This window comes from Pseudomonas caspiana (assembly GCF_040224095.2).
In the GTDB taxonomy this organism is placed as follows: domain Bacteria; phylum Pseudomonadota; class Gammaproteobacteria; order Pseudomonadales; family Pseudomonadaceae; genus Aquipseudomonas; species Aquipseudomonas caspiana.
The window spans coordinates 5,522,232-5,534,138 of record NZ_CP167995.1; the positions used below are offsets into that span (position 1 = coordinate 5,522,232).

12 protein-coding genes are annotated in these 11,907 nt (G+C 59.3%); 11 read left to right on the plus strand and 1 reads right to left on the minus strand.

Annotated features, from left to right (window positions below):
* The first annotated feature begins 108 nt into the window (after window positions 1-108).
* From ABRP31_RS24900 to ABRP31_RS24950, 11 genes are read left to right on the plus strand one after another with little or no spacing between them, the layout of a single operon-like run.
* Complete coding sequence (locus ABRP31_RS24900) at window positions 109-705, plus strand: outer membrane lipoprotein carrier protein LolA (protein ID WP_349972245.1); 597 nt, start codon at window positions 109-111, stop codon at window positions 703-705.
* A complete protein-coding gene (locus ABRP31_RS24905) occupies window positions 677-3,031 on the plus strand; it encodes an MMPL family transporter (protein WP_372489072.1) in 2,355 nt (784 codons plus the stop codon). The genes ABRP31_RS24900 and ABRP31_RS24905 overlap by 29 nt, the downstream gene beginning before the upstream one ends.
* Window positions 3,028-4,200, plus strand: coding sequence for a sodium:proton antiporter (locus ABRP31_RS24910; RefSeq protein WP_349972209.1), 1,173 nt, complete (start codon window positions 3,028-3,030; stop codon window positions 4,198-4,200). Before ABRP31_RS24905 ends, ABRP31_RS24910 begins: the two co-directional genes overlap by 4 nt.
* Entirely contained in the window at window positions 4,187-5,431 is a 1,245-nt protein-coding gene (locus tag ABRP31_RS24915; protein WP_349972208.1) for an NAD(P)/FAD-dependent oxidoreductase, read from the plus strand. The genes ABRP31_RS24910 and ABRP31_RS24915 overlap by 14 nt, the downstream gene beginning before the upstream one ends.
* Window positions 5,428-6,162 carry a class I SAM-dependent methyltransferase gene (locus ABRP31_RS24920; RefSeq protein ID WP_349972206.1) on the plus strand — a complete coding sequence of 245 codons (735 nt, stop codon included), beginning with the start codon at window positions 5,428-5,430 and terminating at the stop codon, window positions 6,160-6,162. The genes ABRP31_RS24915 and ABRP31_RS24920 overlap by 4 nt, the downstream gene beginning before the upstream one ends.
* Window positions 6,159-6,656 (plus strand): hypothetical protein, encoded by a 498-nt coding sequence (locus ABRP31_RS24925; protein ID WP_349972205.1) that lies wholly within the window; start codon window positions 6,159-6,161, stop codon window positions 6,654-6,656. The genes ABRP31_RS24920 and ABRP31_RS24925 overlap by 4 nt, the downstream gene beginning before the upstream one ends.
* Window positions 6,653-7,849: a beta-ketoacyl-[acyl-carrier-protein] synthase family protein gene (locus tag ABRP31_RS24930; RefSeq protein ID WP_349972204.1), complete on the plus strand. Its 1,197-nt coding sequence runs from the start codon at window positions 6,653-6,655 to the stop codon at window positions 7,847-7,849. Before ABRP31_RS24925 ends, ABRP31_RS24930 begins: the two co-directional genes overlap by 4 nt.
* Window positions 7,846-8,301, plus strand: a complete 456-nt coding sequence (locus tag ABRP31_RS24935) for a hotdog family protein (protein ID WP_349972203.1) — start codon at window positions 7,846-7,848, stop codon at window positions 8,299-8,301. The genes ABRP31_RS24930 and ABRP31_RS24935 overlap by 4 nt, the downstream gene beginning before the upstream one ends.
* Window positions 8,298-9,026: a 3-oxoacyl-ACP reductase FabG gene (fabG, locus tag ABRP31_RS24940; RefSeq protein WP_349972202.1), complete on the plus strand. Its 729-nt coding sequence runs from the start codon at window positions 8,298-8,300 to the stop codon at window positions 9,024-9,026. The genes ABRP31_RS24935 and fabG overlap by 4 nt, the downstream gene beginning before the upstream one ends.
* On the plus strand, window positions 9,026-10,252 hold the full coding sequence (locus ABRP31_RS24945) for a beta-ketoacyl-ACP synthase (protein ID WP_349972200.1): 1,227 nt from the start codon (window positions 9,026-9,028) through the stop codon (window positions 10,250-10,252). The genes fabG and ABRP31_RS24945 overlap by 1 nt, the downstream gene beginning before the upstream one ends.
* A 31-nt stretch (window positions 10,253-10,283) precedes the next feature.
* Window positions 10,284-10,730, plus strand: a complete 447-nt coding sequence (locus tag ABRP31_RS24950) for an excinuclease (RefSeq protein ID WP_349972199.1) — start codon at window positions 10,284-10,286, stop codon at window positions 10,728-10,730.
* Between the two features lie 243 nt (window positions 10,731-10,973).
* On the opposite strand, the gene ABRP31_RS24955 is transcribed toward ABRP31_RS24950, so the two are convergent.
* Entirely contained in the window at window positions 10,974-11,816 is an 843-nt protein-coding gene (locus ABRP31_RS24955; protein ID WP_349972198.1) for a serine protease, read from the minus strand.
* Between the last annotated feature and the right edge of the window lie 91 nt (window positions 11,817-11,907).

Genomic DNA, 11,907 nt, shown 5'->3' on the forward strand with positions numbered 1-11,907 from the left:
CCTGTGGGAGCGGTGCTTGCCCGCGATAAGGCTGGACGCGGTAGACCTGATATCTGCGGTGCACTTATCGCGGGCAAGCACCGCTCCCACATGAACCTCATTTCAACCATGGGTCGTGTGTTTTGCCTTATGGCGCTGCTGTGCCTGTCACCACTGGCCCAGGCTTTTGACTTACAGCAACTAAGCGATCAACTGGCAAAACCGGTCGTGGTACGCGGCAACTTCATCCAGGAAAAACACCTGCGCGCCCTGCCAACTCCATTGATCAGCAAAGGCCGTTTTGTACTGGCCAAGGAGTTCGGTCTGCTGTGGCTGCTGGATACGCCGCTCAAACAGGATTACCGCATCACCCCGGCTGGCATTGCCCGCCGTGACGCAGCCAATGGCTGGCATTTGCTGCCCAACAAGAGCGCCGGAGCTGAACAGAACCGACTGTTCCTTGCCGTGTTGCAGGGTGACAGCAGCGGCCTGCAGCGCGACTTCGAATTGCAGCTCAAAGGCGATGCCAAAGCCTGGCAACTGACATTGACCCCGCGTTCGCTGTTGCTGCAACAGGTGTTCAAGCAGATCAATATCGACGGCGGGGAACTGGTGCAGCGTATCGAACTGCTGGAAACCCAAGGTGACAGCACACTGTTGAAGATGGTCGACAGCCAGAGCGTGCCAGCCTTGAGCGATGCGGAGCGTACTGATTTTGCGAATTGAACGCCTGTTGCCGCGCCTGTTCCTGATCATCCTGTTGGCGGTGCTGGCTCTCGCGGGCTGGCAATGGCGCGACGGTGCGCCGCTGTCAGCCAACCTGATGGAGCTGGTCCCCGGTAGCAGCCCCGATCCTTTGGAACTGCGCGCCGAACAGCGCATGCAAGAACCACTGAACCGCGAAATGCTGGTGTTGGTCGGCCACACCGATCAACAGCAAGCCATCAAACTGGCCCAAGAATTGGGAGAGCAATGGCAGGCCAGCGGTCTGTTCGACAAGGTCCAATGGAGCCTGCAAGCCGATCTGCCTGCGCTGCGCACCCAGCTGCTGCAAGGTCGACTGGCGATGCTGCCAACGGCAGACCGGACGCAATTGATCGACAACCCTCAGGCCTTTATTCAACAACGCGTGCAAAGCCTGTTCGACCCATTCAGCGGCTTCAGCCTGGTGCCCAGCCAGGATGACTGGCTGGGCCTGACTGGACGTATTCAGAGCGGCATGCCACAACACGGCGCCGTGCGGCCGGATATCGGCACCGGGGCGCTAATCGCCAACGCCGATGGCAAAAACTGGGTACTGCTGCGAGCCCGTACAAACGGCGATGCGTTCGACATGCACTTGCCGCTGCGCGTCGCCGACTTGCTCAGCGCGGCCCGCCAACAGGCTGCGCAGGCCGATGGGCAGTTACTGGCAGCCAGCGGCCTGCTGTATGCCGCCGACGGCCAACGTCAGGCCAGTCGGGAAATCACCTGGGTCGGCGGTGGTGCAACAGCGGGCATTCTGCTGTTGCTGCTGTTGGCTTTCCGCCGCTGGCGTGTCTTGCTGGCGTTCGTGCCGGTGCTGGTGGGCATGCTGTTTGGCGCCGTCGCCTGCGTCGCGTTCTTCGGCCATATGCACGTGATGACACTGGTACTGGGGTCCAGCCTGATTGGCGTAGCGGTGGATTACCCGCTGCATTACCTGTCCAAAAGCTGGAGCCTGAAACCCTGGCGCAGCTGGCCTGCCCTGCGCCTGACGCTGCCGGGCCTGAGTCTGAGCCTGGCGACCAGTTGCATCGGTTACCTGGCGTTGGCCTGGACGCCTTTCCCGGCGCTGACACAAATCGCCGTGTTCTCTGCGGCGGGCCTGATTGGCGCTTATCTCACTGCCGTTTGCCTGTTGCCCGCGATGCTCAACAGCACTGAATTGAACCCGGCTCAATGGCCTTTGCGCCTGGCTGAACGCTTGTTGGGCTGGCGCGAAACCCTGCTGCAACGGGTCGGCACGCCCATTCTGCTGACGTTGCTGGTGCTGTTCTGCGCAGCAGGACTGTGGCAACTGACCACCAAGAATGACATCCGTCAATGGATCTCGGCGCCGCCGCAACTTACCGCGCAAGCGCAGACCATTGCGAAGATCACGGGTTACCAGCCCACCAGCCAGTTCTTTTTGGTCGAGGGCAAAGACCAGCAAGAATTGCTGGAGCGTCAGACGGCACTGACCCAACGTCTCGACCAATTGGTGAATCTGGACGAACTGAACGGTTATCTGGCGTTGAACCAGTTGGTTGCGCCCCCTTCCGAACAAGAGGCCGTGCGCAAAGCCCTGAGCACCTTGCCTGAGCACTGGCAAACGCTGGTTGAGCTCGGCGTTCCCGCCAATGCACTGCAAGCTGAACTGACTCAACTGCAGGCGTTGCCGGTCACTGATATCGACGCAGCACTGGCCGGACCACTCGGCGAACCATGGCGAGTGCTGTGGCTGGGCGCGAGCAAAAATGGTGTCGCTGGCATGGTCAGCCTGCAAGGTTTGAACAACGCCGCCTTGCTGCGTTTGCAAGCTCAGGACTTGCCGGGCGTGCGGCTGGTGGATCGTCTGGGACAACTCAACACTGTCTTTGCCGCCACCCAGATCAGCGCCGCAGAATTGAAACTGGCGTCCTGCGTGTTGATCGTGCTGTTGCTGATTGCGCCATTCGGATTTGGCGGTGCGCTGCGCATCGTCGCGCTACCGTTGCTCGCCGCGCTGTGCAGCCTTGCCAGCCTGGGTTGGCTCGGCCAGCCGCTGACGTTGTTCAGCCTGTTCGGCCTGTTACTGGTGACCGCGATCAGTGTTGACTACGCGATCCTGATGCGCGAACAGATTGGTGGTGCCGCAGTGAGTTTGCTGGGTACCTTGCTCGCCGCCGTCACCACATGGTTATCGTTCGGTTTGCTGGCCGTTTCCAGCACGCCCGCCATCAGCAACTTTGGCCTGTCGGTGAGCCTCGGACTGGCGTTCAGCTTCATGCTCGCACCGTGGGCTGCTTCTCGAAAGACCAAACCCGCAACTGAAAGCGAGGCTCATTCATGATGACCGCGCTGTTCTGGTTGATGGCCTTACTGATGTTTGCGGTCGCGACGCATCTGGGACGCCGTTTCGGCTTGATTCCCATCGTCAGTCAGTTGTTACTGGCGACCTTCGCCCTGCCGCTGATCATGCTGTTCTGGGTGGAACCGTACTGGCAACTGAGCGGTGCACAGCTGGTGTCGCCAGTCTGGCTAAAGACCTTGTATGGCCTGAGTTTCGCCATCGTGTTGGGGCACATCCTCAGCGACGTTATCGACGTAAAGATGGATCGCCAAAGCCTGAAAGTCGCACTGCCTAGTTTTGCTGTGCCATTCCTGGCCGGGTTGGGTTGCGCCTTCTGGTTTCTGCCTGCACAGCCGTGGATCAGTTCATTGGCTCTCGGTCTCGTATTCGCGATTACGGCGATCCCGGTGCTGTACCTGTACCTGCGCCATATCGACTATCCGCCAGAGGCGACCCGGCGTCTGGTGCAGACCGCAATCCTTATCGACCTGATGTGCTGGAGCCTGTTTGGCATCGCCCAAGGCAGCCTGAACATCAATAGCCTTTTACTGCCGCTGCTCGGCGCGTGCGTGCCTTTGCTGTTGCGGGCTCTGCAACTGCGCCAACCGCTGGTGTACAGCGTCACGTTTTTCGCTTTGTTGGTAGTCGCCGAGCACTACAAGCTCAATGCGCTGATTTTCGGCATCGGCTATCTGCTGTGCATGGCCCAACTCAAACAGCCGTGGGTGCTGCCGATCAAGCGCGAATGGTTCATACGCCTGCAAACCTGGCTGGCGATCCCGCTGATCCTGACCTTTGGCATCGTGCAGATTAATGTGCACAGCGCCATGGGCAGCCTCAGTTGGGTACAGCTCGGCGCGCTGATTCTGCTGCCGATTGTCAGCAAGATGCTCGGCAACTGGCTCGGGTTGAGCTGGGCAACGCCGTCCTTTGCCGGTGCCAGCCGCTGGCGTGAAAGCGTGCTGCTGAATATTCGCGGCCTGAGCGAAATCGTCTTTCTCAATATGCTGCTGCAACAACAACTGATCAACCCGGCGCTGTACTTCGCGCTGATGTTGATGAGCCTGCTCGCGACCCTGATGCCAGCCTTGCTGGGCATGGGCCGCGCACCGGTGCAGCCACCCGTAAACGCTGTCGATCCAGTAAGGAAGTCATATGCCAGTAACTGATAGGGAAAGCCGGACAGTCGTGGTGATCGGTGCGGGTCCTGCCGGTGCGATCGCCGCAGCCCTGCTCAAGCGCAACGGGCATGACGTGCTGATCATTGAGCGCCAGCAGTTCCCACGTTTTTCCATCGGTGAGAGCCTGCTGTCACATTGCCTGGACTTCGTCGAAGAAGCCGGCATGCTCGAAGCCGTAAAGGCCGCAGGCTTCCAGAAGAAAAATGGCGCTGCCTTTGCCTGGCGCGATCAATACAGCGCGTTCGACTTCGGCGACACCTTCAGCGAAGGCCAGCCATCGACCTTTCAAGTACAGCGCGGTGAGTTCGACAAACTGTTGGCCGATCAGGCTGAATTGCAGGGAGTGGAAATCCGCTATCAGCAAGAGATCATCGCGGGCGATTTCAACAGCCTGCAGCCAGTACTGAACGTGCGTCGCGAAGACGGCAGCAAGTATCAAGTGCAGGCGCAGTTCGTGCTCGATGCCAGCGGCTATGGTCGCGTGCTGCCGCGCTTGCTGGACCTGGAAGCACCGTCGAATTTTCCGGTGCGTCAGGCGGTGTTCACCCACGTTGAGGATCATTTCCCGGAGTCCTTTGACCGGGAGAAAATCCTCGTCAGCATTCACCCTGAAATGCGCGACGTGTGGTTCTGGTCGATCCCGTTCAGCAACGGCCGCTGCTCCATGGGTGTCGTCGCTGCGTCCGAACGCTTCAAGGACAAACCCGAAGACCTCGACGCCTGCTTGCGCGAGTTCGTGGGTGAAACTCCGCACCTTAAAGAACTGCTCAAAAACGCCGTGTGGGACACTCCGGCGCGGACCATCGGCGGTTACTCGGCCAACGTCAAAACCCTGCACGGTCCGGGCTTTGCGCTACTGGGCAATGCGGCTGAATTCCTCGACCCGGTGTTCTCATCCGGCGTGACCATTGCCATGCGTTCGGCGAGCATGGCGGCGGGGGTTCTGCATCGCCAGTTGCAAGGTGAAACGGTCGACTGGCAGGCTGAATTCTCCACACCGCTCAAGCGTGGCGTAGACACTTTCCGCGCCTATGTCGAGGGCTGGTACGAAGGCACTTTCCAGGATGTGATTTTCTACCCGGAAAGCACTCGGGATATCCGCCGCATGATCAGCGCGATTCTGGCCGGATACGCCTGGGACCCGCTTAACCCGTTTGTTGCCGAGCCCAAGCGCCGCCTGCGCATGCTCTCGGAAATCTGCGCGAGTACAGCTCAATGAGCGGCCCGTTCCTGAGCGACAAATACGTCGAAGAAACCCGTTTCGGTTTGTGGTTCCTGCGTAGCCATACCTGGCAACACCGCGTGTTGCGGGTGGCGATCGACGATCTGCGCAGCCTGTTTGACGGCGCACCGCCAAGCCAGCCAGTACTACTCGACGCGGGTTGCGGTCAGGGCAAGTCTTTCAAGCGCCTGTCTGAAGTGTTTGCGCCATCACGCCTGTTAGGTGTGGACGCTGATCCTGAAAGCCTGACCATGAGCCGCACTGAAGCCCGACTTCAAGGCATCGATGTCGAACTGATCGGCAGCGACTGCGCAGCCCTGAAACTGGCCGACGCCAGCGTCGATATCCTGTTCTGCCACCAGACATTCCACCACCTGGTCGAACAGGAACAGGCCCTCGCCGAGTTCTATCGGGTGCTCAAACCCGGCGGTTATTTGTTGTTCGCTGAATCCACCGAAGCCTATATCGACACCTGGGTGATCCGCTGGCTGTTCCGCCACCCGATGCATGTGCAGAAAAGTGCTGAGCAGTACCTGCAAATGCTCCGCGATCAGGGCTTTGAGTTTGGTGCGCAGAACGTGTCTTACCCGTATCTTTGGTGGAGCCGCTCCACTGATTTCGGTTTGCTGGAACGTCTGAAGCTACGCAAGCCAGCGCCTGTTGGCCAACGCGAGGAAACCTTGGTCAATGTGGTGGCGCGCAAGCCTGTCGAGGGTGAAAGAACATGATTCGCGCATTGCTGATTGCCTGTGCCCTGCTGCTCACGGCGTGTGCCAGCCAGGCCCCGCTGCCTGTTTCGGTCCCCGAGCTGCAGTTGCCGATGCAATTGCACATCCAGCGCCAGCAGGCTGATCAGCGTCAGGACTGGTTGCTGGTGATTCAGCAGGAAGCCAGCGGATTGCGCTGGTCACTGATGGACCCACTGGGGATTCCCCTTGCCCGCCAGCAATTGATCAAAGGCCAATGGCAAGCCGACGGTCTTTTACCGCCCAATGCCGAAGCCCGGGAACTGTTCGCGGCGCTGCTATTCGCCCTGACCCCGGACAATGAGTTGGGGCGTAACTATCCGACTGCACAGCGCCGAGGTACGCAACGCATTTTCAATGAACGATGGGGCGTGGAATACAGCAGCGCCGACACCTTCAGGCTGGTCGTCCTCACCGGCAAAGACGGCAGGATCAACTACGGTATCAGCCCGCTGAACAGTGAGGCCCTGCAGTGAACGCCTACCTGAACGCACTAGGGCTGATCTGCTCTCTGGGCAGCGATCGCGAAGAAGTCGCCCGCAGGCTATTTGCCGCCGACACGTCAGGCATGGTCGAAGAAGGCGGATGGGTCCCGGAGCGCATCTTGCCTGTAGGTGCAGTCAAAACAGAGTTGCCGCAAATCCCCTCTGCTCTGGCCTCCCACAACAGCCGCAACAATCAGCTGTTGCTGGCGGCTGCCCTGCAGATCGAGCCGGGTATCCGTGAGGCCATCACGCGTTATGGCACTCATCGTATCGGGGTGATTCTGGGCACCAGCACGTCGGGCATCGACGAAGCCGGGCGTGGCATTGGCGCATGGTTGAGCAGCCAGCAGTTCCCTGCTGATTACCACTATCAGCAACAAGAGCTGGGTGCAGCGGCCAATTTCCTTTCGGAGTGGCTGGAGCTGAGCGGCCCTTCTTACGTGATTTCCACTGCCTGCACGTCCAGCGCCCGCGCCCTGCTCAGTGCCCGACGCGCCTTGGACATGGGCCTGTGCGATGCGGTGCTGTGCGGCGGTGTCGACACGCTGTGCAAACTTACCCTGAACGGTTTCTCGGCGTTGGAAGCGGTTTCGCAGCAGCGCTGCAACCCGTTTTCGCGCAATCGTGACGGGATCAATATCGGCGAGGCTGCGGTGTTGTTTCTGATGACCCGCGAAGCCAGCGGCGAGCATTCGATTGCGTTACTGGGTGCGGGCGCAACGTGCGACGCGCACCATATTTCCGCTCCCGAACCGAGCGGCCGCGGAGCACGTGAAGCCATGCAACAAGCGCTGGACAATGCCGGGCTTGCTGCGACGCAGATCGGTTACCTGAACTTGCACGGCACGGCCACGCCTCACAACGACGCCATGGAAAGCCTGGCCGTGAACGCTATTTTCCCTGACGGCGTGCCCTGCTCTTCGACCAAACCCATGACCGGCCACACGCTGGGCGCAGCGGGTGCGCTTGAAGCAGCGTTCTGCTGGCTGAGCCTGGCACCGGAAAACACTGACCACGCGCTGCCGCCTCACACCTGGGATGGCGAAGCAGACCCGCTGCTGCCGCCTTTGCAGTGGACTAACGCGCAGACTCGCCTGGCACAAACGCCAAAGCGCTACCTGATGAGCAACTCGTTTGCCTTCGGCGGCAACAACATCAGCCTGATTATCGGAGACGCCTCATGATTGCCTGGCCGCTCGCAGAACTGCTGCCCCATGCCGGCGACATGATCCTCATCGATGAGGTGCTGTCGTTCGACGAAGAACAGATTCACACTCGCCTGACTGTCACACCCGGTGGACTGCTCAATGACGCCAAAGGCAACATGCCCGCCTGGGTAGGCATCGAGCTGATGGCTCAGAGTGTCGCCGCCTACGCAGGCTGTCAGGCTCGTACTCAAGGTGAACCGGTAGTACTGGGCTTTCTGCTCGGCAGTCGCAAGTTCGAATGCAACGTGGAACACTTTCCCGCGGGCAGTGAATTGACCATCCACGCTCTGCGGTCGCTGCAGGACGACAACGGCATGGGTGTTTTCGAGTGTCGCCTGACCGGCCCGGCCATTGAAGCGTTTGCCCGCCTCAGCGTGTACTGCCCGCCCAACCCCGATCAATACCTGAACGAAGGAGCCGGCACATGACTGACTCGATACTGGTCACCGGCTCCAGCCGTGGCATCGGCCGCGCCATTGCGCTACGACTGGCGCAAGCAGGCTTCGACCTGATCCTGCATTGCCGCAGTGGACGCACCGAAGCCGAAGCTGTCCAGGCCGAAATCGTCGCGTTGGGCCGTCGGGCGCGGATCCTGCAATTCGACGTGGCTGACCGCGAAACCTGCAAAGCCATTCTGGAAGCGGATGTGGAAACCCACGGTGCCTATTACGGTGTGGTGCTCAACGCCGGACTGACGCGTGACGGCGCCTTCCCGGCGCTCAGCGACGATGATTGGGACGTGGTGCTCAGAACCAACCTCGATGGCTTCTATAACGTGCTGCACCCGGTAATGATGCCAATGATCCGTCGCCGTGCGGCCGGTCGCATCGTGTGCATCACCTCGGTTTCAGGACTGATCGGCAACCGTGGCCAAGTCAATTACAGCGCCTCCAAAGCGGGCGTAATCGGTGCTGCCAAGGCGCTGGCCATCGAGCTGGGCAAGCGCAAGATCACCGTAAACTGCGTCGCGCCCGGACTGATCGATACCGCCATGCTCGACGAAAATGTTCCTGTGGATGAATTGATGAAGATGATCCCCGCACAGCGCATGGGCACCCCTGAAGAAGTCGCTGGTGCGGTGAATTTCCTGATGTCCGCCGAAGCCGCGTATATCACTCGCCAAGTACTGGCCGTCAACGGAGGCCTGTGCTGATGAAGCGCGTCGTCGTCACCGGCATGGCCGGTATCACTTCACTGGGCAGCGACTGGGCGAGCGTTGAAGCCAACTTCAACGCCAACCGCAGCGGCATTCGGCGCATGGACGAATGGGATCGCTTCACCGAGCTGAACACTCGGCTGGCGGGCCCTATCGATGATTTCGCCGTGCCGTCGCACTGGACCCGCAAACAACTGCGCAGCATGGGCCGGGTCTCGCGTCTGGCAGTGGGCGCGGCCGAACAGGCCTTGATAGGTGCGGGCCTGCTCAATGACCCCATCATCCGTGACGGGCGCATGGGCACCGCCTGCGGCTCATCCACGGGCAGCACCGAAGATGTAAAAGCTTTCGGCAACATGCTGCTCAACTCGGTGGCCGTTGGGCTCAACGCCAACTCTTACGTGCGGATGATGCCGCACACCACGGCGGCCAATATCAGCATTTTCTTCGGGCTGACCGGTCGTTTGATCCCGACGTCCAGCGCCTGCACCAGCGGCAGCCAAGGCATCGGTTATGCCTATGAGGCAATCAAGTTCGGCCGCTTGCCGCTGATGCTGGCCGGGGGCGCGGAAGAACTGTGCCCTACCGAAGCCATGGTCTTCGATGCGCTGTATGCCACCAGCCTGAAAAACGACGCGCCCCACACCAGCCCGCGCCCGTATGACACCGGACGTGACGGCCTGGTGATCGGCGAAGGCGGCGGCATGCTGGTGCTGGAAGAACTGGAGCACGCACTGGCCCGTGGCGCGCACATTCATGCAGAGCTGGTGGGTTTCGGCAGCAACGCCGACGGCGCGCACAGCACCCGCCCTGAACAGGCGACCATGCGCCGCGCCATGGAGCTGGCGCTGGAAGACGCCAACCTGCCGCCTGAAGCCATCGGCTACGTCAACGGTCACGGCACCGCAACCGAGCAAGGCGACATCGCTGAAACCCTCGCCACCAGCAGTCTGTTCGGACCACGCATGCCGATCAGTTCGCAGAAAAGCTTTCTGGGCCACACCCTGGGCGCATGCGGTGCGCTGGAGTCCTGGTTCTGCATCGAGATGCTCAATCGCGACCGTTACATCCATACGCTGAACCTGGACGAGATCGACCCACAGTGCGGCGACCTGGATTACCTGCGCGGCGAGCCTCGGCAGATGAGCCACGAATACGTGATGAACAACAACTTCGCTTTTGGTGGGGTCAACACGTCGTTGATTTTCCGCCGCTGGTCCTGACCCTTTTACCTAGTCTCAAGGAGAGATCGTTATGCAAATGAAATCCTGGATCGCCGCTGCTGCCGTCGCGTTGTCCGTCCTGCCTGCTGTCAGCCAGGCCCGCGACACGGCGTTGTTCCTGCCGTTTCAGAAAGTCATCAATGACATGACCGCCGCTGGCAAAATCGATGGCAGCGTAAAGTTCTACCTGGCAGGCGTACCGCCAAAAGGTAAGGTTACCGTGGTCAGCCCTGGCGCTGTGACCAACAAAAAAACCAACGCATTCAACAAGACCGATACCGAAGCGTGTGAGTGGGTCCTGCAATCGGCCATCCTGCAGATGTACGGCGCAGCGAAAAACGCCAACGCCAATGCCGTGACCAACATCACCAGCTACTACAAAAGTATCGAACGCAAAGACCCTGTGAACTACGAATGCCATGCCGGTGCAATCATCGCTGGCGTTGCGTTGAAGGGTGACCTGAGCAAGGTGGATTGACACAGGATCGGTCTTTCCTTGCCAGACTTCGGTCGCATTGAATGGCATAAATCCCTGTGCAGGCTCTGTAGGAGTGGCTTAGCGACTATATTCGATGCGTTTACGCCTGTCTGAACCATTGTCTTCGCAAGCAAGCTTGCTCCCCCAGGGCTATGCGATTTCTTCAGTCCTGTAAGAGCCAACACGTTGGCTCCTACAGGAGTTGCATGCCAATACCATTCAATTAGCTATTACCAAATTGCCTCACTTAACGTGTGCGCTAACATCAGCGCAAACAGGCACACCGCTTTCAAGTAATTCAGGCTTGGCACATGTGCCTGCTCTCATCACCGTATCTATCCAGTTGCGGAAGAACGATATCCGGGTTAACTGCGCAGCATCAATCAACCCACGGCTGACCAACCCCAAGCCAATGTAACCAGCGCCTTCCTTGTATAGCAAAGGCCCACCGGAATCCCCGCCCCGAGACATACCGGTGGCGCACACATTGAGGACCGGATCAAAGTTAGTATCGGGATAACCTTCAGGAACATCGATACACCGTTGAGTCTCAAGGATTGCGCCCGAGGCATGGTAGAGATGATCAGGTCGCTGACCCGCCTCGTTTAACCCAAAGCCCGCCAGAATCACAATGTCCCCGACCTGCTCTTTCGCAGGCTCTTGTTCGAGCTTGAGAAATTGAGTGCTATTGGCCGGACGCTCCAACTTCAATAAAGCGATGTCGTACTGACCCTGACTCCTGGCCTCGCCTGCCTCGCGTGAATAAGGTTGCCAACCTTTCCAGTCTGCTGGAATAAATGCCTGTTCGATTTTAACGGTATCCAGGCTCACCACATTAGGAAGGTACTGCTCCATCCCGACCTGCACCTGATAAGGCATCTGTCTACGTATACAATGCGCCGCAGTTAGCACCCACTGCGGAGCAATCAACGCGCCGCCACAGATATGCTTTCCGTCCTGCTCTGTAACAGTGCTGAAAAACGGATAAGCACCGGGTGGCGTCGGCGTTCCACCAACAATCCTTTCATCTGCAAAAGCTGCCATCGACACACTTAAAACGCCCAGCACCCAAAAACTTTTGTTCATGGCTCTCTCCTTGATTCCATGTGCAAACAGTTGGACTGTATTACCGAGCGAATAGGGTAATCGTTACGAAAACCTTCGGGTACTGTCAGAA